Here is a 21,721-nt window from a genome sequence, read left to right as displayed (position 1 = left end):
GCTCGGCCCCGGCATCGCCGGCCTGCTCGTGCAGACGCGGGGGGCGCCGGTCGAGATCCTGTGCAACGTGGCCGGCTTTTCCGTCTCGCTGTGGAATTTGCGCCGGATCCGCACGCGCGAGCCGCAACCGCAGCCATCGCAATCGCACGTGCTGCGCGACGTGGCCGACGGTCTGAAGTTTGTCTGGAGCCAGCCCGTATTGCGCCTGCTGGCCTGGACGTCGGCCTGCTGGCATTTGCTGTTCTATGGTTACACGGCGCTGTATGTGCTGTTCGCCACCCGCGTGCTGGGCATGTCCCCGGGCCTGATGGGCACCGCGCAGATGCTGGGCGGCGCCGGCGTGCTGGTGAGCTCCCTGCTATTAAAACCCCTGACGCGGCGCTGCGGCGCCGGCGGCGCCATCGCGACGGGCCTGTGCATCTCGTGCCTCGGCTTCATGCTGATGCCGACGATCCCGCGCGACCTGCTCGGCAGCCGCAGCGTCACCGCGACCGCCTACGCGGCCGTCGTGTTCTGCCTCGATTGCGGGGGCACGCTGTTCTTCCTGCCCTATCTGGCATTGCGCCAGCGCGTGACGCCGGATGCGCTGCTCGGGCGGATGACCTCGACGATGCGCTTCATGACGGTGGCCACGGCCCCGGTCGGCGCCGCCGGTGCCGGTGTGCTGGCGGAGCGGCTCGGCGTGCGCGGCGGCCTGGCCGTCGTGGCGGCGGGCGCCCTGCTGCTGACCGTCACCACGTTGTTCGGCACGCGGCTGCAGCGCATCAAAACGTAGGGTGGGCCCCCCTGTGCCCACGCGAACGTCTGCAAACCGCATACGTTAAGCGTGGGCACGGGGTGCCCACCCTACCAGTACGCGCCGATATCGAGATTGGTTGTAACAGGTGTCAGCGGGCCGCCACCGCCGTCTGCCGGGGCAACAGCGCCCAGATCTGGCCACGCTGTTTCATCTTGCCCGCGTTGTCCACCGCCTGCGGCCCGAAGCCAAAGAAGAAATCCGCGCGCACGGCACCCTTGATGGCGCCGCCCGTATCCTGCGCCATCACGAGACGCTGCATCGGCACGTCGCTGCCCGCCTCCGTCGTGGCCAGGAACAGCGGCGCACCCAGCGGCAGGAAGGCCGGGTCGACGGCGACGGAGCGCGCGGGCGTCAGCGGCACACCCAGCGCGCCCTTCGGTCCCACGCCGGGATCCGGCAGGCGCTCCTCGCGGAAGAAGACATAGCTCGGATTCACGTCGAGCAGTTCCTGGCGGCGCTCCGGATGGGCGGCGATCCATGCGCGGATGCCCTGCGCCGTCGCGTCGACCGGCGCCAGCTCGCCCTGGTCGATCAGCCAGCGGCCGATCGCCTTGTACGGATGACCATTCTGGTCGGCATAGGCGACGCGCACCGTCTCGCCGTCGTCCAGCTGCACGCGGCCGGAGCCCTGCACTTCGAGGAAAAACGCCTCGACGGCATCGTCGACCCACAGCAATTCCTTGCCCGGGATGCGCGCGCGCTCGATCTCGGCGCGGGTGCCGTACGGGACGACGGTCTTGCCGACCAGGCGGCCGCGCAGGCGCATGCCCTTCAGGCTCGGGTAGACGCTCGCCAGGTCCACCGCGATCAGGTCGTCCGGCACTTTATATAAAGGCGTCTGGTACGCGCCGCCGCGTTTGCGCGAACCGCGCAGCATCGCCTCGTAATAGCCCGTGATCAGGCCGGCGTCCGCGCCATCGGGCGCACGCACGAGGTTCGGCACGAAATATGTCTCGAAATACTGGCGGATCGCCGTGCCGTCGTTCGGATCGACCAGCTTGCCGGCGGCGCACGCGGTCTTCCAGTCCGGTTTCACGCCCAGCGCGCGGCACGACGCCTGGAAGGCGGGCCAGGCCTGGCGCAAATCGTCCTGCTGCCAGCCCGGCAGCACGTCGAACGTCACCGGCGTGAACAACGGCGGCGGCGGCGGCTGGGTCGGCGGCACCGTCACGGGTCCGACCGGCGGCGGCATCTTGATCGGCGGCTGTGGCTGTGGCTGCGGCTGCGGACGGGGTTGCGGCTGCGGCGGCGGTTGCTGGGGCTGCGGCGTCGTACAGGCGGTCAGCAAGACGACGATCGTCGATAAAGCGGGTACACTGCGGCGTGTCGAAAACATACGGGAATATGCGATGTGGATATTGATGTTGGAAGCCGGCACGGCCCTGTTCCTGCTGGTCTTCATCGTGTGGTGGACGATGTTTGCCGGGCGCAAGCCCGAGCAGCCGGTGCAAAAACGGCAGCCGGCCCGGCTTGATAAAAACGATACGCCCGAAGGCTGATCGTCTCAAGCGCTCAATGCAGGGCGTGCGGCAGCGACAGCACGAATTCGGGAATCTTGACTTCGAAGCGGTGCCCGTCCTCGGCCACGAAGAAATACTCGCCGGTCATCGACCCCTGCGGCGTTTCCAGCTGGGTACCGCTCGTGTACTCGAACTGCTCGCCCGGCTGCAGCAGCGGCTGGTGGCCGACGACGCCCAGGCCGCGCACTTCCTGCACCTTGTTGTTGGCGTCCGTGATCACCCAGTGGCGCGAGATCAGCTGGGCGGGGATCGTGCCGGTGTTCTTGATCTTGATGGTGTAGGTGAACACATGCTGCGTCCGGTCCGGGTGGGACTGCTCCGGCAGGTATTGGGTCCTGACGGCGATCTCGAAATCATAGACGGGCATGGGGTTTTCCTTGATGAATTGGCAAAAACGGTATGGCCAACATGATACAACGTCGGCCGAAAGCACGGCGTCGGCACGGGCAGCACGGCCGTCCCGTGCCCGCGCGGCGATGCATCGGCGTACAATGCTGGCTTTGTCTCAAGCAACCCGGCAAGACCGGCCTTCTCCATGACCACCTACCGCATCGCTCCCAGCATCCTGTCCGCAGATTTCGCCCGCCTGGGCGAGGAAGTGCGCAATGTCGTCGCCGCCGGCGCCGACATCATCCACTTCGACGTGATGGACAATCATTATGTTCCGAACCTGACCATCGGCCCGCTGGTGTGCCAGGCCATCCGTCCGCACGTGCAGGTGCCGATCGACGTCCACCTGATGGTCAAGCCGGTCGACCGCATCATCCCCGATTTCGCCAAGGCCGGTGCCGACATCATCACCTTCCACCCGGAGGCGTCGGAACACATCGACCGCACCCTGCAACTCATCCGTGACAACGGCTGCAAGGCCGGTCTCGTGTTCAACCCGGCCACGCCGATGCACTACCTGGAACACGTGATGGACAAGATCGACATGATCCTGATCATGTCCGTGAACCCCGGCTTCGGCGGCCAGTCGTTCATTCCGGAAGCGTTAAAGAAGATCGCAATCGCGCGCCGCCTGATCGATCAATCAGGAAGAGGAAGCGACATCATGCTGGAGGTCGACGGCGGCATCAAGGCCGACAACATCGCGGCCGCGGCGGCAGCCGGCGCCGACACGTTCGTGGCCGGTTCCGCCATTTTCGGCAAGCCTGACTACAAGGCCGTCATCGACGCCATGCGCGCCGAACTGGCCGGCGTCGCCAGGAAGGCCGCCTGATGCAAACCGGCGCCAAGGCGATCCGGGCGGCCATCATCGACCTGGACGGCACGATGCTGCACACCGTGCCCGATTTCGAACTCGCGCTGAATGGCATGCGCGCGGAATTCGGCCTGGCGCCGATCACCCAGCACGTCATCGAGACTATGGTCGGCAAGGGATCGGAAAAACTGATCCGCGACGTGCTGGCCCTCGACTTCGACACGGCCCGCATCGACGCCGTGTTCGACGACGCGATGGCCGCATACCAGCGCCACTACCTCGCCATCAACGGCGAACGCGCGACCCTGTATCCACACGTGATCGAAGGCCTGCAGGCGCTGAAGGACCTGGGCCTGCGACTCGCGTGCGTGACGAACAAGCCTATTGCTTTCACGTTACCTCTGCTGGCGAAGAAGGGGCTGACGGAGTACTTCGAGCTGGTCTACGGCGGCGACTCGTTCCCGCGCAAGAAACCGGACCCGATGCCACTGCTGCAGGTGTGCCACGACTTCGACCTGGCGCCGGCGCGCGTCGTGGCGATCGGCGATTCCAGCAACGACGCCGAGGCGGCGCGCGCGGCCGGTTGCTTCGTGCTGACGGTGCCGTATGGTTATAACCACGGAAAACCTGTGCAAACTATTAATTCCGATGGTATAGTTGATTCGCTGCTAGAAGCGGCTGAACTGATCAGCGCTCATAACAAAGCCAACTCCTAAACCATCTACTCCATGTTTTTCGCCAAAAAACACATCGTCAACCCAACCGGTGCCCATGAGGCCTGGCTGTGGCGACGCTGGCAATCCTGGTCCATCTGACCCAAGCTGATTGCTGCCGGTGCACGCCTCGTGCACACTTGACCGGCAGGTTTTTTTGAAGAAATCGCCGCCCGTTCCCCTTCCTCGCGGGCGGCCCGGAGAAAAGCATGACCGAACTCGAATTCAAATCGCTCGCCACGCAAGGCTACAACCGTATTCCCCTGATCGCGGAAGCATTTGYCGATCTCGAAACCCCGCTCACGCTGTACCTGAAGCTGGCCCAGAGCCAGGACGCCGGCAAGAACACGTTCCTGCTCGAGTCCGTGGTCGGCGGCGAGCGCTTCGGCCGCTACTCCTTCATCGGCCTGCCGGCCAAGACCTTGCTGCGCACGCGCGGCAACGTCACGACGGTCGAGAAGAACGGCGAAGTGATCGAGACGTACGAAGGCAATCCGCTCGACTTCATCGAACAATACCAGGCGCGCTTCAAGGTCGCGCTGCGCCCGGGCCTGCCGCGCTTCTGCGGCGGCCTGGCCGGCTACTTCGGCTACGACACCGTCCGCCACATCGAAAGAAAGCTGGCGCACAGCGCACCGAAGGACGACCTCGGCCTGCCGGAGATCCAGCTGCTGCTGACGGAAGAACTGGCCGTCATCGACAACCTGTCCGGCAAGCTGTACCTGATCGTCTACGCCGACCCGTCGCAGCCGGAAGCCTATAACAAGGCCCGCCAGCGCCTGCAGGACTTGCGCATGATGCTGCGCCGGAGCGTCGACGCGCCGGTCACGACGGCCTCCGTGCGCACGGAAGCGATCCGCGACTTCAGCAAGGAAGATTATCTGAAAGCCGTCGCCGTCGCGAAGGAATACGTGATGGCCGGTGACCTGATGCAGGTGCAGATCGGCCAGCGCATCCGCAAGCCGTACGTGGATTCGCCGCTGTCGCTGTACCGTTCGCTGCGTTCGCTGAACCCGTCGCCGTACATGTATTACTACAACTTCGGCGACCTGCAGATCGTGGGCTCGTCGCCCGAGATCCTGGTGCGCAATGAAGCGGCACCGGAAGGCGGCCGGACGGTCACCGTGCGCCCGATCGCCGGCACCCGCCCGCGCGGCTCGACGCCGGAACGCGATGCCGAGCTGGCGCACGAACTGCTGAACGATCCGAAGGAAGTGGCGGAACACGTGATGCTGATCGACCTGGCCCGCAACGACATCGGCCGCATCGCGAAGATCGGTACCGTCAAAGTCACGGACCAGATGGTCATCGAAAAATACTCGCATGTGCAGCACATCGTCTCCAACGTCGAGGGCACCCTGGTGGACGGCATGTCGAACCTCGACGTGCTGCGCGCCACCTTCCCGGCCGGCACGCTGACCGGTGCGCCCAAGGTGCGCGCGATGGAAGTCATCGACGAGCTGGAGCCCGTGAAACGCGGCATCTACGGCGGCGCCTGCGGTTATCTCTCCTTCGGCGGCGAGATGGACGTGGCGATCGCGATCCGCACGGGCATCATCAAGGACGGCAACCTGTACGTGCAGGCGGCGGCCGGCATCGTGGCGGACTCGATCCCCGAGATGGAATGGCTGGAAACGGAAAACAAGGCCCGCGCCGTGCTGCGCGCGGCCGAGCAAGTGCAAGACGGACTGGATGGGGAGATCTGAGATGCTGCTGATGATCGACAACTACGACTCGTTCACCTACAACATCGTGCAGTACTTCGGTGAACTGGGCGAGGACGTGCGCACGGTGCGCAACGACGAGATCACGCTGGACGAGATCGCTGCCATGAATCCGGACCGCATCTGCATCTCGCCGGGCCCGAAGGCGCCCAAGGATGCGGGCGTTTCCGTGGACGTGCTGAAGCATTTCAAGGGCAAGAAACCGATCCTCGGCGTATGCCTGGGCCACCAGGCCATCGGCGAAGCGTTCGGCGGCAAGATCATCCGCGCCAAGCAGGTCATGCATGGCAAGACGTCCAGGATCGCCCACATCGGCGAAGGCATGTTCAAGGGCCTGCCGAGCCCCTTCACCGTGATCCGCTACCACTCGCTGGCGATCGAGCGCGCGTCGCTGCCGGCGTGMCTGGAGGTGACGGCGTGGACGGACGACGGCGAAATCATGGGCGTGCGCCACAAGGACTACGACATCGAGGGCGTGCAATTCCACCCCGAGTCGATCCTGTCGGAGCACGGGCATGCGATGCTGAAGAACTTCCTCGAACGCACCGCCTGACCCGACCGCATCGACGTCCCGCCGCCCCGACCAGGCGTCCGCCACGGTCGGGACGACGGGTTTCGTGAGTACCAACGTTGACTGGACCTGCCATGATCACCCCTCAAGAAGCCCTGCTGCGCTGCATCGAACACCGCGAAATCTTCCACGACGAGATGTTGCATCTCTTCCGGCAGATCATGTCCGGCGAAATCTCGCCGACGATGGTCGCCGCGCTGACGATGGGCCTGCGCGTGAAGAAGGAAACCATCGGCGAAATCACCGCCGCCGCGCAGGTGATGCGCGAATTCTCGACCAAGGTGCCGATGGCCGACACCACGCACCTCGTCGACATCGTCGGCACCGGCGGCGACGGTGCGCACACGTTCAACATCTCGACCGCTGCGATGTTCGTCGCCGCCGCCGCCGGCGCGCGCGTCGCCAAGCACGGCGGACGCAGCGTGTCGTCGTCGTCCGGCAGCGCGGACGTCATCGAATCGCTGGGCGCCCACATCGACCTGAAACCGGAACAGATCGCGCAGTCGATCGCGCAGACGGGCATCGGCTTCATGTTCGCGCCGAACCATCACGCCGCCATGAAGAACGTCGCCGCAGTCCGGCGCGAGATGGGTGTGCGCAGCATTTTTAACATTCTCGGCCCGCTGACGAATCCGGCCGGCGCGCAGAACATCCTGATGGGTGTGTTCCACCCGGACCTCGTCGGCATCCAGGTGCGCGTGCTGCAACGCCTCGGCGCCCAGCACGCGCTCGTCGTGTGGGGCCGCGACAATATGGACGAGGTCTCGCTCGGCGCCGGCACGATGGTCGGTGAACTGGTCAACGGCGAGATCCGCGAATACGAGATCCACCCGGAAGACTTCGGCCTGGCCATGATCGCCAGCCGCAACCTGAAGGTGGCCAACGCGGCCGAGTCGAAGGCGAAGATCATGGAAGCCCTGCGCGGCGAACCCGGTCCGGCGCACGACATCGTCGCCCTCAACGCCGGCACGGCGCTGTACGCGGCCGGCGTGGCGGCGTCGATCGAGGACGGCCTGAAAAAGGCGCGCGCCGCCATCGCGTCGGGCGCGGCACTGGCGAAACTCGACCAGTTCGTCGGCGTCACGCGCCAGCTGGCGGCCCACTGAGATGTTCGGCATCCACGACCTGGCCCTGTTCGTGGTCAGCGGCTTGCTGCTGAACATCATGCCGGGCCCGGATTCGCTGCTCATCATGACACGCAGCGCGACCCAGGGCTGGCGTGCCGGCAGCGCGGCGGCCCTGGGCATCGGTACGGGCACGTTCGTGCACATCTTTGCCGCCGCGCTCGGCCTGTCGGCGATCCTCGCGACGTCCGCCGCCGCGTTCGCCGTCGTCAAGCTGGCGGGTGCCGCTTACATCCTGTACCTGGCCGTCGGCATGCTGCTCAGCAAGCGTGGCGATGGCGCAGCAGCCCCGCTGAAGATCGCGCCGCTGCCCTGGCGCCGTATCTATGCGCAGGGCATCCTGACGAACGTGCTGAATCCGAAGGTGGCGCTGTTCTTCCTGGCCTTCGTCCCGCAATTCATAGCTGCGAACGCCCCGCACAAGGCGCTCGCCTTCCTCATCCTCGGCGCCATCTTCAACATCAACGGGATGTTGTGGTGCCATGCGCTGGCGCTGTTTACCGCCGGGTTTGCTGCGAAGTCCAGCGCCCGCCTCAAACAAAATCCTGCCGTCGCGCAATGGCTCAACCGTGCCACAGGCGGCCTGTTCGTCTGGCTCGGCCTCAAGCTGGCGCTGGCGCAACAACACTGAAGGTCCATCATGTCCGATATCCTGAACAAGATCCTCGACGTCAAAGCCACCGAAGTCGCCGCCGCCAAAAAACACCGTGATTTCAACAGCCTGCGCCGCGACGTGGAAAGCGACACCGCGCTGCGCGCCGACCTGCGCGGCTTCGAAGCCAGCCTGCGCCGCAACATTGCGGCGGGCCGGGCCGGCGTGATCGCCGAAGTGAAAAAAGCGTCGCCGTCGAAAGGCGTGCTGCGTGCGGATTTTCGTCCTGCCGACATTGCGCAAAGCTATGAAAATGGCGGAGCAGCGTGCTTGTCTGTACTGACGGATGTACAATTCTTCCAAGGCTCGCCGGAGTACCTGAAACAGGCGCGCGCCGCGTGCGACCTGCCCGTGATCCGCAAGGATTTCATCGTCGACCCCTACCAGGTCTACGAAGCAAGGGCAATGGGCGCGGATGCGATCCTGCTGATCGTCGCTGCGTTGGATCATGGTTTGATGGCGGACCTGGAAGCCTGTGCGCAGGAACTCGGCATGGATGTGCTGGTCGAAGTGCATGACGGCGACGAACTGGATGCGGCGCTGAAGCTCAAGACAGGTCTCCTGGGCATCAACAACCGCAACCTGCGCACGTTTGAAGTGACGCTGGACACGACGATCGGGCTGCTGCCGCGGATTCCCGCGGAACGCCTGGTGGTCACCGAATCCGGCATCCTTGCGCCCGTCGACGTCACGCGCATGCGCGACGCCAACGTGCACGCGTTCCTCGTGGGCGAAGCGTTCATGCGCGCGCCCGATCCTGGCACGGAACTGCGTCGCCTGTTCGACTGACGGTACACCGATCGTCGCAGCGGCGTTGGTTCCGGCCTCCCGGCCGATTCGTAACGCAGCGCTTTTCGGAGTGCCCGACATGAAGACGATCGTCCTTGCAAGTCTCGTTTCCCTTCCCCTGTTAGCCGGCCTGGGCGCATGCTCGGGTCCGGAAATTGCCGGCGGCCCCGCGCTGGCGCCGGCTCCCGTCGAACGGATCGAACCACCCTACGCCTATCCCGCCATACCCGTAGCACCACCGTCGGACCCTGCGCCGATGGGCCTGGACGACTACAAGAGCCAGGTCGCGCGCCACGTCATCGAACACAATCCGGAACACAACTACAGCGGCACACTGCCGCCGTTATTGCCGGCCATCGTCGTGCTGCGCATCACGGTGGACCGCGACGGCCAGGTGCAGGACGTGTTCGTGCAGCGCTCGCGTGATCCGGACGCGTCCGCGATCGCTCTGGCCTCGTTGCGGCGCAGCGCACCGCTGCCGCCACCGCCACGCGCGTTGCCGGACGGGACGGACGGGCTGACGTTCTCCGAAACCTTTCTATTCGCGGACAGCGACCGGTTCCAGTTGCGTAGCCTGTCGCCGCTGCAGGCGTCGGAGTAACGGCGAGCGCTCGCGTGCGGCCGGCGACACGCTGGTTCAGGTTGCTGGCCGTAAAAACCACGTCGCTATCGGGACCGMTGGCGACGGGGCCGGCCAGCGCACGCCGGCACCGACGGTGCGCTGCTGCGGATGGGCGACCTGCCGCTGGCACTGGCGATCTGCGCAGACTTCAGCGAGCCCGCGCATGCCGCCGCGGCGGCGCAGGCCGGCGCGAGCCAGTCGGTGACCCCAGGCACTGCCGCCGGCGCTGGCCCGGCGGGAGGCGGGGAAGTAACGCCTGTCAGGCACGAGCACGGTCAGCAGGACGGCTCGGGGCAGGAAGAGATCGGTGAGCACTTGTGCGCACCTTCTCGATAGCAGACCGGTTGCTCGTCGTTGCGCGGACGGATGAGCGGTGGGAAGGGTTCGTCGAACCCGTTGACGTCGATCGTTAACGCGCGTCGGGTCACACGGCGTATGGGCACGTTCCATTTGAGGCCACCGGCCTCAAATGCCCACCATGCGCCGCCGCAAACGCGTGTAATCAGCTCGCGCTCGGCCGCTTGACCAGCGGCCCCTTGCGCGAGCCGGGCGCCACGGTGATCTGGATGCAGGGCACCCGCTCACCCTGCAGGGTCACGTCGAACGTCATCAGCTCGTCGCGACGGAACGCGTGCATGGTCACCGTGTCGCCCACGCGGTAGCGCGCGAGCAGCTGGTCCAGGTTGGAGGGGTTGCCGTTCACGCGCAGGCCGTCCACGGCGATCAGCACGTCGCCCGCCGACAGGCCGGCCTGGTGCGCGGCGCCGCCTTCGTGGACCTGGGTCAGCTTCACGCCGCCGGCGTCGCGGCCGACGCCCGTGTCCAGCGACGGCTTGCCGTTCTTGCGCTCGTCCGTCACTTTCACGCCGAACGGCGCGTACAACTTGGCCAGCGGAATGTCCTCGGTGCCGCGGATGTAGCGGTCGAAGAGCGGCTTCAGGCGCACGCCGCTCACCTCGTCGAACAGGGCGTCCACTTCCTGTTCCGTCACGCCGCGCGCGCCGCCTTTGTAGAAATCGCGGCCGTAGCGGTCCCACAGCGCCAGCATGATGTCGTCCAGCGACTTCGCGCCTCCCGTCTTCGCGCGGATCGTCAGGTCGAATGCGAGGCCGGCGAGGGAGCCCTTGGTGTAGTAGCTGATGATGGCGTTCGGCGCGTTCTCGTCCTGGCGGTAATACTTGCTCCAGGCGTCGAAGCTGGACTCCGCGATGCTCTGCTTCGTGCGGCCCGTGCCGCGCAGGACGCTGCCGACCGTCTTGCCGAGCAGCTTGAGGTAGGACGCCTCGCTGATGATGCCGCTGCGGACGAGCATCAGGTCGTCGTAATAACTCGTGAAGCCTTCGAACAGCCACAGCAGCGGCGTGTAATTCTCGACCTGCAGGTCGTAGGGCGCGAACACGGCTGGCTTGATGCGCTTGACGTTCCAGGTGTGGAAGTATTCGTGGCTGCACAGGCCGAGGAATTTGCAATAGCCCTCGTTCGGCTCGCCCGTCTTCGGCGCCGCCGTGGTCGGCAGGTCGTTGCGCGAGCAGATCAGCGCCGTCGACGCACGGTGTTCCAGGCCGCCGTAGCCGTCGCCCACGACCATCGTCAGGAACACGTAGCGGTCCGTCGGCGCCTTCTTCGTCTTCGGCTCGAAGAACGCGATCTGGGTCTCGCAGATGGCCTTCAGGTCTTTTTCCAGCCGCGCCATGTCCAGGTTCGGCACGCGGCCCGTGATCACGATGTCGTGACGGACGCCGTGTGCCGTGAAGCCGCCCAGCGCAAAGTCGCCCATCTCGACGGGATGGTCGATCAGGTCGTCATAATCGACCGCGGCATAGGTGCCGAAGCCATAGCGCTTCGCGCCCGCTTCCGGCAGCGACGTGGCGACGCGCCAGTTGCGCGCGGCCGGATCCGCGGGGCGCTGGATGTCGACCTGGTGCGGCCGCGCCTCCTGGCCGGCCACGCGCAGGAACACGCTCGTGCCGTTGAAGAAGCCGTGGGTCTGGTCCAGGTGCGCGGCGCGCACGGACAGGTCCCACGCATACACCTCGTAATGCACCGTGAGCGGTCCGGCGACGGGCGCCGCCTGCCACGTATGCTTGTCCAGCTTCGCGAGAGGCACCGCCTGGCCTGCCGCCTCGGCACGGATGCGCACGATGTTGCGGGCGAACTCGCGGATCATGTAGCTGCCCGGGATCCAGGCCGGCAGCGCGAACGCCTGCCCCGCCGGGTCCGGATCGGCCACGGTGACGGTGACGTTGAACAGGTGCCCGGCCAGGTCACTGGGGACGATCGTGTAGTGGATGGCCGGCGGCTGCTTCTGGGGTGCTTTTTTCATATGACGTGAACAATCTCTCTCCAATGCGCCGTAGTGTAATCGGATTTTTCAAGAAAAAGCATGTTCGCACAGCCGGTGCTCACAAGCGCAGCATGTTCGCACAGCCGGCGCTCACAAGCGCAGCACGTTCACAGGGGTTGTGTCACGTCCCGGACAAGTCTTCGGGAACGTCGACGTCGCGCAGGATGCCAGGATCGGGAACCGCGACTTCCGTCACCGGGAACCTCCGCAGCAGACGGCGCGCCCCAGCATCGCCGCGCAGGGCCAGCAAGGCATCCAGATGGACTGCGCCGAAGCCGACCGGATTGCCGCGCCGGCCCTCCACGACGGGCGCCGCGATGTCCGCACCGGCCGCCAGCGCGGCGGCCAGCGCGCGCAGCGTCAATACATCGACATACGGCATGTCGCCCAGCGCCACCAGCCAGCCCCGCGGCGCTGGCACCGACGAGAGCGAATGGCGCAGGGCGTGCGTGAGCGACGCCGCCATGCCGCTGCCGGCGTCCGGGCAAACGGTCACGTCGCAGCCGAGCGCGCCCAGCAGCGCCTCGACGCCGTCATCGCCAGGGGCCACGACGGCGACGACGCGGGACGCGACGGCCAGCAACTTGCGCGCACTGGCCGCGACGACCCGCTCGCCGTCCGCCAGCGGCTGCAGCAGCTTGTTCCGCTGCCCGGCAGGATCGAAGCGGCGCCCCTGGCCGGCGGCCAGCAGGATGCCGACGACCGGCGCATCCATCGCCGTCAGGCCGCCGCGGCCAGGTCGAACGGCAGCTTGCGCAGGCGCTTGCCGGTCAGCCTGAACACGGCATTGGCCAGCGCCGGTGCCAGCGGCGGCAGGCCCGGCTCGCCGATGCCGGTCGGCGGATCTTGCGACGGGACGATGAACACGTCGATCTGCGGCATGTCGTTCATGCGCGCCACCGTGTAGTCGCCGAAGTTCTGCTGTTCGACGACGCCGTCCTTCAGCGTGATGCGCGCGCCCGGCAGGGTCATGCCGAGGCCCATCAATGCCGCGCCCTGGACCTGGGCTTCGACGCTCAATGGATTGACGGCCAGGTTGCAGTGCACGGCGGCCGTGACCTTATGCAGCTTCGGGCTGCCGTCGACGATGGACGCTTCGACGACGTAGGCGACGACCGTGTTGAACGACTCGTGCACGGCCACGCCATGCGCATGCCCCTGCGGCAGCGTCTTCTTGCCGTAGCCGGACTTCGCCACCGCCAGGTCCAGCGCCGCGTGATGGCGCGCGTGCTTCGCGTCGATCAGCTTCTTGCGGTACGCGACCGGATCCTGGCCCGCCGCATGCGCGGCCTCGTCGATCAGCGTCTCCATCACGAACGCCGTGTGCGTGGAGCCGACGGAACGCCACCACAGCACGGGTACGTTGGCCTTGGCCGAATGCGCCGTCAGGTTCAGCGGCACGTCGTACGGCGCCCCCATGCCTTCCACCATCGTGGCGTCGATGCCGTCCTTGACCATGAATTTTTCGAACGGCGTGCCGGCGATGATCGACTGGCCCACGATCGTGTGGTCCCAGGCGACGATGTTGCCGCCGGCGTCCAGGCCGATGTCGGCGCGGTGCACGTGCGACGGACGGTAGTAGCCGCCGCGGATGTCGTCCTCGCGGCTCCAGATCAGCTTGACCGGGCCGGCGTGACCTGCGGCCTTGTACGCTTTGGCGACGTTGACGGCTTCGACGACGAAGTCGGACGTCGGCGTGGCGCGCCGGCCGAAGCCGCCGCCCGCCATCATCGTGTTCAACGTCACCTGCTCGGGCTTCAGGCCCGCCGTCGCGGCGGCCGCCGCCTGGTCGATGGTCTGGAATTGCGAGCCCACCCACAACGTGCAGGCGTCATCCTTCAGGTCGACCGTGCAGTTGATCGGTTCCATCGGCGCGTGCGCCAGGTAGGGGAACTCGTAGACCGCCGAAATCTTCCTGGACGCGGTCGCCAGCTTCGAGGTGTCGGCCTTGCGCGCGACGGCACCCGGCGTCTTCGCCAGTTCGGCGAATTGCGCCATCTGCTTCTCGCTGTCGACCTTCTCGACGGCGCCCGTGTCCCACTCGATGGCGAGCAGGTCGCGCGCCTGCTTCGCCGGCCAGTAGCCGTCGGCGACGACGGCCACGCCGCTGCCGCCGCGGTCCAACGGGATCTCCAGCACGGCGATCACGCCGCGCACTGCCTGCGCTTTCGCTGCATTGAGCTTCGCGACCTTCGCCCCGAACACGGGCGGATGCGCGACGACGGCGACTTTCGTCCCGGCCGGTTTGACGTCCAGGCCGAACTGCTGGCGGCCCGTGGACTTGGTGCGGGCATCCAGCCGAGGCATCGGCTTGCCAATGTAGCGGAACGCCTTCCGGTCTTTCAGCGTGACCGTCTCCGGTACCGGCAGCGCCCTGGCCGCTTCGGCCAGCGAGCCATAGGTCGACTTCTGGCCGGCCGGACCGAACACGACACCCTTCGCCGTGCGGCACTGGGCCGGGCTCACGTTCCACTTGCGGGCGGCCGCCGCGACCAGCATCGCGCGGGCGCGGGCGCCCACTTCGCGGTATTGCGTGAACGAGTGGGCGATGGTGCCCGAGCCGCCCGTCATCTGGATGCCGGCCATGGGATCCTTGTACGCGTCGCCGGCGGGCGCCAGCTCGGCGCGCATCTGGCGCCAGTCGGCATCCAGCTCGTCCGCGAGCACCATCGGCAGGGCCGTGTGCACGCCCTGGCCGAATTCCAGGCGGTTGACCATCACGGTCACCGTGTTGTCCGGCGCCACGCGCAGGAAGGCGTTCGGGGCGGAGACGGCCGGCCKGGCGGCGTCCGCGGCGCGGGCCAGGCGGCCGGCGGCAGGCAGCACGAAGCCCAGCACGAGGCCACCCGTCGCCGCGGCGCCGGATTTCAAAAAGCCGCGGCGGGACACGCCGCGCGCGGCGGCAGCGTTCTTCATCAGGTCGAAGTGCATGCGGCCCCCTTACGCCAGCGTCCTGGCGGCATCCTTGATGGCCGCGCGGATGCGTTGGTAGGTGCCGCAGCGGCAGATGTTGCCACTCATGGCGTTGTCGATGTCGGTATCCGTCGGCCTCTTGTTCACGCGCAGCAGGGCCGTGGCGCTCATCACCTGGCCGCTCTGGCAATAGCCGCACTGCGGGACGTCGTGCTTGACCCAGGCATCCTGCACGGCCTTGCCGACCTTGTCCGTTTCCATCGCTTCGATCGTCGTGATCTTGTGGCCGACGGCGGACGAGATCGGGGTGACGCACGAGCGGATCGCCTGGCCGTCCAGGTGCACGGTGCACGCGCCGCACAGCGCGGCGCCGCAGCCGAACTTGGTGCCGGTCATGTTGAGGTTGTCGCGCAGCGTCCACAGGATGGGCGTGGCGGGGTCGGCGTCGACCTGGACGTCGCGCCCGTTGATGTTCAGTGTGAGCATGTAATCTCCCGGTTCAGGGTTGTTGTTTCCTGTTTGGGTGAGGCGATGTAAAAAACCCGGCAGTGCCGGGCTTTGATTTACTGCTTGAGGTTGGCCAGTTTGGCCTCGAGCGTCTTCTGGTCGACGGCTCCCGGGATCCGGCTGCCGTCGGCAAAGAAGATCGCCGGCGTGCCCGTGATGTGCAGCTTCTGGCCGAGCGTTAGCACCTTTTCGTTCGGCGACTCGCAGTTCGCGGGCGCGGCCGCGGCCGGTTTGCCGTTGATCATCCAGTCATCCCAGGCCTTGGCGCGGTCCGGCGAGCACCAGACGTTCTTCGACTTCTCGAACGAGTCCGGCGACAGGATGTTGTACAGGAACGTGTAGATGGTCACGTTGTCCAGGTTCTTCAGCGTCGTCTGGCGCAGGCGCTTGCAGTAGCCGCAATTCGGATCCTCGAACACGGCGATCACGCGCTTGCCGTCGCCCTTGACCTGCTTGATGGCGTCGTTCAGCGGCAGGTCCGAGAACTTGATCTTGTTGATGTCGTCGATACGCTCGCGGGTCAGGTCGCGCGTCGACTTGGCATCGTAGACGTGGCCGATGATCAGGTATTCACCCTTCTTGTCCGTGTACAGGATGTCGCCCGCGACGCGCAGCTCATACAGGCCGGCATACGGCGTTTCCTTGATCGATTCGATCCTGGCGCCGCCCAGGCGCGGCTCGATCGCCTTCTTGATGTTCGCCTCGACCGCGTTCTGCGCACCGACGCAAGACGTGATCAGGCCGGTCGCCAGCAGGACGGCGAGCTTCGTTTTACCCATGAATGCATTTCCTTAAAGAGTCGTACGTTACCTGCCCATCGCGTGGGCGATCAGCCGTCGCTTGACCAGAGGCAACTTATCCAGCAAGTTTAATCCTAAATTGCGAACGACGCGCACAGGTTCCAGATTTGCGCCGAACAGGCGTTGCAGGCCGTCCGTGGCGAGTTGCATCAGCAACACATCTTCCTTGCGCGCGCGGGCATAGCGCGCCAGCAGGCGCTCGTCGCCGATGCCCTGGTGCGCATCGCGCGCGGCGATTGTGTCCAACAGGTCATTAACGTCGCCGAAACCCAGGTTCATGCCGTGTCCGGCCAGCGGATGCACGGCGTGGGCGGCGTCGCCGACCAGCGCCACTCGCGGCGCCGTGATCGCGTGCGGACGCACGAGCGACAGCGGAATCGCTTTGATGGGCGGCTGCGGCAGCAGCTGCGGTTGCAGGGGCTTCAACAGGCCCAGCCTGCTTTCCGAATACTCGCCCAGGCGGATCGCCAGTTCGCCCAGAGATTCGTTCATGATCGTATCGGCCAGCGTATCGGGCGCCGACCATACGAGCGACACCTTGTTGCCCGGCAGCGGCAGCAGTGCGACGATGCCTTCCTTGCAAGTGAACCATTGATAGGCGACGTTGTGGTGCGGCTTTTCGCAGGAGAAATTGGCCACGATCGCGCGCTGGTGGTAAGCGCGGTAATCGATGCCGATGTCGCACTGGCCGCGCACCCAGGAATCGCGGCCGTCGGCACCGACCAGCAACTGGGCCGCGAGCACCTTGCCGTCTTCCAGTTCCACCTCGACGCCGTGCGTATCACTGACGATGCGGCTGGCGCGGCCAACGACGGTCTCGACGTTCTGGGCGAAACGCAGCGCGGCGTCGAGCGCCTGGTTCAGGTTGCTGTCCTCGACGATCCACGCGAGCGTGCCGGCATGGGCGCCGAACGCATCGAAGCCGAGATGACCGCCCCGCTCGCCGTCGCCCTGCACGTCCATGGCGTCGACGGGCGCCACGCGCGCCATGTCGAGCGCACCCCAGACCTTGAGTGCCGACAGCAGCGTATGCGCCGTATGGTTGAGCGCGTACACACGCACGTCCCAGGGCTTCTCGCCGCCGGACGCGGAGGGCGTGTCGGTCGCATCCGGACGCGCGGGCGGCACGAGCAGCGTGACGCTGTGCCCTGCTTGCGACAGGCCCAGCGCCGCCGTCTTGGCGATCGCGCCATTGCCGACGATGCAGACGTCGCTGCGGCGAGCGACGTTGCGATGATGTGCGGAGGAAGTGGTATGTGTACTCATGACGGACATTATAGACGCTTCACCGTGCCCTGCTTCCGGCGAACGGGACGGACGTTCCCTCCTGCCTGGCCCAAGTTTTTGCTCGACAGGACTTGCGACTTCGCAAACCCGTGGCTATAATCATGCCTCCTTTGGCCTGGTAGCTCAGTTGGTAGAGCAGAGGATTGAAAATCCTTGTGTCGGTGGTTCGATTCCGCCCCGGGCCACCAAAGATTCAAACGAAAACGCCGACCTATGCAAGTCGGCGTTTTTTGTTTCCGTTTCCGTTTCCAAAAGCTGATAAAAGATGACGTCATCCAAATGGCGATCCAGCAGAGGAGAGGGGGTCCCCAACCGGGTCGATTCATTGGACGACGTCGGAAACTACGCATGATTGCATAAAGTCAGCGCACTGGCTCCGTAGCGCATCGTTAGCAATCCGGTACCATTAAGCAACAAGAAGTGTCCCATAATTCTGCAACCAGAACTATCAGGAAATCCTGATTTTATTGTCGGGATTTGCCTGCGGGAATGTGAATGCCTCTTTAACAAAGACCTCGAGCGGATGCGCATCCGATCAAGGAATGGATCAGGTAGCAGCCGCGCTTTGTACAGTACAAATGACACCGCTTACCTGTACTGAAACATGCGGACACCACGCCCGCTGTTTCCTGATCAGAATGCAGCATCGGCTTGTCATCGGGACCCAGCCTGCTTAGCGCTTTCTTGAGCATAGAACCCACCAGTTCGAAGACGGGACGCTTGCTGGTCTCGAATGCGATGATTTCGCCGTTGGACAGGTCGAGCACTGGCGACAGATACAGCTTCTCGCCCGCGACATTGAATTCCGTGACATCGGTTACCCAGTTCTGATTGGCAGCTTCGGCCGTGAACTGGCGCTGCAATTCGTCGGGCGCGGTTTGCCCACCTCCCCCTTGAAGGAACGGTATCTCTTCGGCCGCACCAGCGATTTCAGTCCTGCCCCCCCACCAGGCATTGCACCGTTTTGTGATTGACCTGATGCCCCAACTGGCGTACCGCAGACGTGATGCGTCGATAGCCGTAGCGCCCCCCTTGTGATGCTCGAAAGCGCTCCGGATCGTGTCTTTCGACTGTTGCTACTTGTCGTCCCGCTTCAGCGCCTTCTGCTGGCCGCCGTCCCGCCACCGCAATTTCTCTCCAATTGTTGCATCCAATTCATCATCATTGCAATTCAGAAATTTATTATGTAAATTGCAGGACGTTTAATGAATGACCTGCAGTTTCAACAATTCTTCGATAGTAGGTGTCCGAATGGCCGACAACAGCGTTACCGAAACAATTTTCTTTCCGATTCGCCAAGCCGACCGGGCATCGCAAGCGCAAGCGGGAAGCTTACTCGCGCGTTCGGTATTCCGAGCACTGCGCCGGCTCATCGTCGACCGGCTCGACGACGCGGCGGAGTCGTCGTCGTCCGGAACTGGGCATCGCCACGCGGCGATCCTGGTCGACGGCGAACGCGGTACCGGAAAGAGTTCGGTCCTCACCAATTTGTCGACCTATCTTGCCAGCGCCGACGCGTCGCTGCTTAAACGCGTCCATGTCTTGAAGCCTATCGACCCGACACTTCTGGAGGACAGCGACAACCTGTTCCTCAACATCGTGGCGGCAGCGATTCTTGCGGATCAGGATGTCAAGTCCGCCATGGCACACGATTCGCAAGCGCGCACGGACCTGTACAAGCGCCTGCAGCATCTCGGCCATACGTTGGAGAACGTGCAAACGCAGCGCGACAAAAAGGGGCTCGACAAGATCCGGGCCTTCATCGGTAACCAGCAACTGATCGAAGAAGTCCACAAGTTCTTCGAAGCCGTATTGAAACTGCTGAAAAAAGAATTGTTGGTCCTGCCGATCGACGATGTCGACACCTCCTTGCACCGCGCGTTCGAGAACCTGGAAGTCGTTCGCCGTTATCTGACCTCTCCCTTGGTTTTGCCGGTCATCAGCGGTGACTCCGGCTTGTATCACGACGTGACTTGGAGAGATTTCCACGGCCGACTGTTAAAAGATAGCAAATCGCAACGTCTGGACGCGCTGGAGCGCGCCGCGGAACTGGCAACCGAATACCATCGCAAAGTGTTGCCTTTACAGTACCGCTTGAGCATGCCGACRATGAAAGAGTATTTCGGGCGGGAAAATATCGTGCTCGGCGACCGTAGTGACGGCAAGCTGACTTTTCCACATTTCCATGCGTGGCTGGAAGGCCTGCTGAACGATCGCACGAATGGCGTCGAAAACAGTTTTCTGCCAGTACCGATACGTACTATCCGCGCTTTTGCACAGCTGGTCTATCGCCTGCGCGATTTGATTCCAGCATTGGAACAGGCTATTTCAACGGCCAACCTGAGCAAGGAAATGCTCAGGCATTATCTTGTCATGCCGGACCTCCCTGCCCAGGCCATTCAGGCGTTCAAGCACAAGTATCAAAGCAGCGAAGCCACTGCCGAGGACAAGACACGCCGCAATTCCCGGGATGCCGCCTATTCGGAATTTGCACGAAGCTATGTGACGGCCGATCCACAGCCGGTATACAAGTCGCCCCTGGCCAATATTCCAGTTGCCGAGTGGATTGCAGTACTGCGGCAGCAGTTCGCTTACGACGCCGATGCCGGCGGTGCTTATCTGGTGCTGACGGCATATGAAGACTGGAGCGGCCTGAAAGGCACCAGCGGCGACAAATGGGCCAGCGTATTTGATACCCCGCTATTTCAGCCGCTGCTGCAGGCGAAAAACCACCCGGAATTCCATGCCGAACACAAGTTGAGCGATTGGCGGAACAGACTCGCACCATACAAACTCTCCGAGAACTGGCTCGCGCGGCTGCCGGACCAGACCATCCTTCCCTATCCTGTGCCCGAGATCGGAAAGCCCATCTCGGCAGCGGTCATGAAGGCATATGTCGGGGAAGACATTCCCTCCACCCAGCGTTTTCTTCCTGAGCTGCTTTTGCACCGGAATTTTTACCAGTCAAACAAGACCAGCGTCCTGCTGTATGTAGGCCGTATCTTCGAGATCGTGATCACGAGCCTGGTTCGCGATATGACGGCTGCCGACATGAGCACGATCCTGAATCGTGCCCCCTTTTACTCGTATGGTGCCATGGCGCAAACCAAGACCCTGGAAACCTATGCGTCGGACGACGATGAGCTTTCGGACGAAAGCACGGCGCCCATCGAGCTCGAGGCAGAACTTTCCGTATTTGCCGAAGCAATTAATATATGGCGGAAGGACTTGAAACTGGAAAACTTCCGCTTGTCCCCATGGCTGGTGTACAACGTGATGAACAAATTCTTCAACCAGGCTTGGCTGTTTAACGATCCGAAGAAACTCTTCCCGGGTGCAGACGTTTCCCAACACATGGCCTGGGTGGGGCGCAAGGCCTTCAACAGCATCTGGGCGGCGTTCGGCAGCTTCGAGAAAGGCCAACTGTATGGCATGCCCCCGATTATCGCGAGCGTCAACATCGGAGAAGGCCAGGACTTCCAGAACAGCGRTCTGTACCGCCAGAACATCACGCCCTTCGTCGGCAAGACGTCCAAAGCCGGCCAATTCGGCCGGCGCGTCGGTGCGATCACGGAGATGCTCGAAACACATCCTTTGAAGCAGCTGACGGACGAGTTGCAGCGTCCCTCGACCCAGGCGGTGTCGGAACCAAAGAAGGGCGTCAAGCTCGCCGACGGTCTCCCATCGAAAAGACCGCGCCGCAGCGAATGGCTGTTCGCGAATACGTCACGAAAACAGTTCGAGGCAGCTGCGCGCCAGATGGTGACGTGGCCTGAGCAGAAGATCACAACAGCGTTGACTGACTACTCTAAACACTTCAGGGATACGAGACTCGTCGACGCAATCAACCGCGTACGTTGGAAATAAAAGGACCAGGCATGCTGAAACGCTCCCTGACCGAGCTGGCCACCGGCGCCGTCTTTGCGAGCGAAGGCCTGAGCCAGCGTTTGCGCGCCTATCTGCTACAGAGGGTGCCGCCGGACGACGCCAAAAGCCTGCCGGCGGCATGCCGCCAGGCACTGGTGGCCGACCTGGACCGCCTCCACCCGCACCGCTTTCGCCTGAACGATCTGCGCCGCGCATTCGACATCTGGTGGCCGGACAGCCTGTTCCTGAATGGGAAATGGGCGCTGTTCGATGAGTTGTTCGACC

Annotated in this window: 20 protein-coding genes, 1 tRNA gene and 1 pseudogene; 13 read left to right on the top strand and 9 right to left on the bottom strand. The window is 64.3% G+C overall.

Features of this window, described 5'->3' with window-relative positions; all coding sequences use genetic code 11:
- Positions 1-775, top strand: a 775-nt coding sequence (locus tag AC1DYX_RS12020; protein WP_477259035.1) for an MFS transporter, incomplete at its 5' end; no start/stop codon positions are given.
- Between the two features lie 112 nt (positions 776-887).
- On the opposite strand, the gene mltA is transcribed toward AC1DYX_RS12020, so the two are convergent.
- On the bottom strand, positions 888-1,964 hold the full coding sequence (mltA, locus tag AC1DYX_RS12015) for a murein transglycosylase A (protein WP_477259034.1): 1,077 nt from the start codon (positions 1,962-1,964) through the stop codon (positions 888-890).
- Here mltA and AC1DYX_RS12010 point away from each other — a divergent pair.
- Positions 1,927-2,298 carry a hypothetical protein gene (locus AC1DYX_RS12010; RefSeq protein ID WP_477259033.1) on the top strand — a complete coding sequence of 124 codons (372 nt, stop codon included), beginning with the start codon at positions 1,927-1,929 and terminating at the stop codon, positions 2,296-2,298. The two genes, mltA and AC1DYX_RS12010, sit on opposite strands and share 38 nt — an antisense overlap.
- Positions 2,299-2,311: 13 nt before the next feature.
- On the opposite strand, the gene apaG is transcribed toward AC1DYX_RS12010, so the two are convergent.
- The gene (apaG, locus tag AC1DYX_RS12005) at positions 2,312-2,686 is read right to left on the bottom strand and encodes a Co2+/Mg2+ efflux protein ApaG (protein WP_029757323.1); all 375 of its coding nucleotides are present in this window, start codon (positions 2,684-2,686) and stop codon (positions 2,312-2,314) included.
- A gap of 168 nt (positions 2,687-2,854) precedes the next feature.
- Here apaG and rpe point away from each other — a divergent pair, with 168 nt between their 5' ends.
- The 8 genes from rpe to AC1DYX_RS11965 all read left to right on the top strand — a co-directional run bounded on the left by rpe (position 2,855) and on the right by AC1DYX_RS11965 (position 9,697).
- Entirely contained in the window at positions 2,855-3,541 is a 687-nt protein-coding gene (gene rpe, locus AC1DYX_RS12000) for a ribulose-phosphate 3-epimerase (RefSeq protein WP_477259032.1), read from the top strand.
- Positions 3,541-4,239 (top strand): phosphoglycolate phosphatase, encoded by a 699-nt coding sequence (locus AC1DYX_RS11995; protein WP_477259031.1) that lies wholly within the window; start codon positions 3,541-3,543, stop codon positions 4,237-4,239. Before rpe ends, AC1DYX_RS11995 begins: the two co-directional genes overlap by 1 nt.
- A 206-nt stretch (positions 4,240-4,445) precedes the next feature.
- Positions 4,446-5,942 (top strand): anthranilate synthase component I, encoded by a 1,497-nt coding sequence (gene trpE / locus AC1DYX_RS11990; protein ID WP_477259030.1) that lies wholly within the window; start codon positions 4,446-4,448, stop codon positions 5,940-5,942.
- Position 5,943: 1 nt separating this feature from the next.
- Entirely contained in the window at positions 5,944-6,513 is a 570-nt protein-coding gene (locus AC1DYX_RS11985) for an anthranilate synthase component II (protein ID WP_477259029.1), read from the top strand.
- Positions 6,514-6,605: 92 nt separating this feature from the next.
- On the top strand, positions 6,606-7,637 hold the full coding sequence (trpD, locus tag AC1DYX_RS11980) for an anthranilate phosphoribosyltransferase (RefSeq protein WP_477259028.1): 1,032 nt from the start codon (positions 6,606-6,608) through the stop codon (positions 7,635-7,637).
- A 1-nt stretch (position 7,638) separates the two neighbouring features.
- Positions 7,639-8,286, top strand: coding sequence for a LysE family translocator (locus AC1DYX_RS11975; protein ID WP_477259027.1), 648 nt, complete (start codon positions 7,639-7,641; stop codon positions 8,284-8,286).
- A gap of 9 nt (positions 8,287-8,295) precedes the next feature.
- Complete coding sequence (gene trpC, locus AC1DYX_RS11970) at positions 8,296-9,096, top strand: indole-3-glycerol phosphate synthase TrpC (RefSeq protein WP_477259026.1); 801 nt, start codon at positions 8,296-8,298, stop codon at positions 9,094-9,096.
- 79 nt (positions 9,097-9,175) lie between these two features.
- Positions 9,176-9,697, top strand: a complete 522-nt coding sequence (locus AC1DYX_RS11965; RefSeq protein WP_477259025.1) for an energy transducer TonB — start codon at positions 9,176-9,178, stop codon at positions 9,695-9,697.
- 523 nt (positions 9,698-10,220) lie between these two features.
- Here the strand turns inward: AC1DYX_RS11965 and AC1DYX_RS11960 are convergent.
- From AC1DYX_RS11960 to AC1DYX_RS11935, 6 genes are all read right to left on the bottom strand, one after another.
- On the bottom strand, positions 10,221-12,041 hold the full coding sequence (locus AC1DYX_RS11960; RefSeq protein ID WP_477259024.1) for a M61 family metallopeptidase: 1,821 nt from the start codon (positions 12,039-12,041) through the stop codon (positions 10,221-10,223).
- Positions 12,042-12,183: 142 nt separating this feature from the next.
- On the bottom strand, positions 12,184-12,777 hold the full coding sequence (locus AC1DYX_RS11955) for a nucleotidyltransferase family protein (RefSeq protein WP_477259023.1): 594 nt from the start codon (positions 12,775-12,777) through the stop codon (positions 12,184-12,186).
- A gap of 5 nt (positions 12,778-12,782) precedes the next feature.
- Positions 12,783-14,993 carry a xanthine dehydrogenase family protein molybdopterin-binding subunit gene (locus AC1DYX_RS11950; RefSeq protein WP_477259022.1) on the bottom strand — a complete coding sequence of 737 codons (2,211 nt, stop codon included), beginning with the start codon at positions 14,991-14,993 and terminating at the stop codon, positions 12,783-12,785.
- Between the two features lie 9 nt (positions 14,994-15,002).
- Positions 15,003-15,461 carry a (2Fe-2S)-binding protein gene (locus AC1DYX_RS11945; RefSeq protein WP_477259021.1) on the bottom strand — a complete coding sequence of 153 codons (459 nt, stop codon included), beginning with the start codon at positions 15,459-15,461 and terminating at the stop codon, positions 15,003-15,005.
- A gap of 77 nt (positions 15,462-15,538) precedes the next feature.
- Entirely contained in the window at positions 15,539-16,261 is a 723-nt protein-coding gene (locus AC1DYX_RS11940; RefSeq protein WP_477259020.1) for a DsbC family protein, read from the bottom strand.
- 27 nt (positions 16,262-16,288) lie between these two features.
- Entirely contained in the window at positions 16,289-17,548 is a 1,260-nt protein-coding gene (locus AC1DYX_RS11935) for an FAD-dependent monooxygenase (protein ID WP_477259019.1), read from the bottom strand.
- Positions 17,549-17,681: 133 nt separating this feature from the next.
- Here AC1DYX_RS11935 and AC1DYX_RS11930 point away from each other — a divergent pair.
- Positions 17,682-17,757: transfer RNA gene (locus AC1DYX_RS11930), tRNA-Phe, on the top strand.
- A 441-nt stretch (positions 17,758-18,198) separates the two neighbouring features.
- Here AC1DYX_RS11930 and AC1DYX_RS11925 read toward each other — a convergent pair.
- A pseudogene (locus AC1DYX_RS11925) lies at positions 18,199-18,636 on the bottom strand (IS3 family transposase); the annotation flags it as partial.
- 184 nt (positions 18,637-18,820) lie between these two features.
- On the opposite strand from AC1DYX_RS11925, the gene rdrA reads away from it, so the two are divergent.
- Positions 18,821-21,436 (top strand): antiviral RADAR system adenosine triphosphatase RdrA, encoded by a 2,616-nt coding sequence (gene rdrA, locus AC1DYX_RS11920; protein WP_477259018.1) that lies wholly within the window; start codon positions 18,821-18,823, stop codon positions 21,434-21,436.
- 11 nt (positions 21,437-21,447) lie between these two features.
- The coding region (locus AC1DYX_RS11915) for a hypothetical protein (protein WP_477259017.1) at positions 21,448-21,721 on the top strand (274 nt) is incomplete at its 3' end.

This window comes from Massilia sp. P2_C2 (genome assembly GCF_056404615.1).
Note: the sequence above shows the minus strand (reverse complement) of the source record. Positions and strands in the feature narration are given on the sequence as shown.

What these genes read in the sequence shown, in the direction of transcription:
- AC1DYX_RS11960 (WP_477259024.1), bottom strand. Translation starts at nt 12,041, where the DNA reads ATGAAAAAAGCACCCCAGAAGCAGCCGCCGGCCATCCACTACACGATC.
- trpC (WP_477259026.1), top strand. Translation starts at nt 8,296, where the DNA reads ATGTCCGATATCCTGAACAAGATCCTCGACGTCAAAGCCACCGAAGTC.
- AC1DYX_RS11935 (WP_477259019.1), bottom strand. Translation starts at nt 17,548, where the DNA reads ATGAGTACACATACCACTTCCTCCGCACATCATCGCAACGTCGCTCGC.
- AC1DYX_RS11940 (WP_477259020.1), bottom strand. Translation starts at nt 16,261, where the DNA reads ATGGGTAAAACGAAGCTCGCCGTCCTGCTGGCGACCGGCCTGATCACG.
- AC1DYX_RS11955 (WP_477259023.1), bottom strand. Translation starts at nt 12,777, where the DNA reads ATGGATGCGCCGGTCGTCGGCATCCTGCTGGCCGCCGGCCAGGGGCGC.
- AC1DYX_RS11975 (WP_477259027.1), top strand. Translation starts at nt 7,639, where the DNA reads ATGTTCGGCATCCACGACCTGGCCCTGTTCGTGGTCAGCGGCTTGCTG.
- trpD (WP_477259028.1), top strand. Translation starts at nt 6,606, where the DNA reads ATGATCACCCCTCAAGAAGCCCTGCTGCGCTGCATCGAACACCGCGAA.
- rpe (WP_477259032.1), top strand. Translation starts at nt 2,855, where the DNA reads ATGACCACCTACCGCATCGCTCCCAGCATCCTGTCCGCAGATTTCGCC.
- apaG (WP_029757323.1), bottom strand. Translation starts at nt 2,686, where the DNA reads ATGCCCGTCTATGATTTCGAGATCGCCGTCAGGACCCAATACCTGCCG.
- AC1DYX_RS11945 (WP_477259021.1), bottom strand. Translation starts at nt 15,461, where the DNA reads ATGCTCACACTGAACATCAACGGGCGCGACGTCCAGGTCGACGCCGAC.
- AC1DYX_RS11995 (WP_477259031.1), top strand. Translation starts at nt 3,541, where the DNA reads ATGCAAACCGGCGCCAAGGCGATCCGGGCGGCCATCATCGACCTGGAC.
- AC1DYX_RS11965 (WP_477259025.1), top strand. Translation starts at nt 9,176, where the DNA reads ATGAAGACGATCGTCCTTGCAAGTCTCGTTTCCCTTCCCCTGTTAGCC.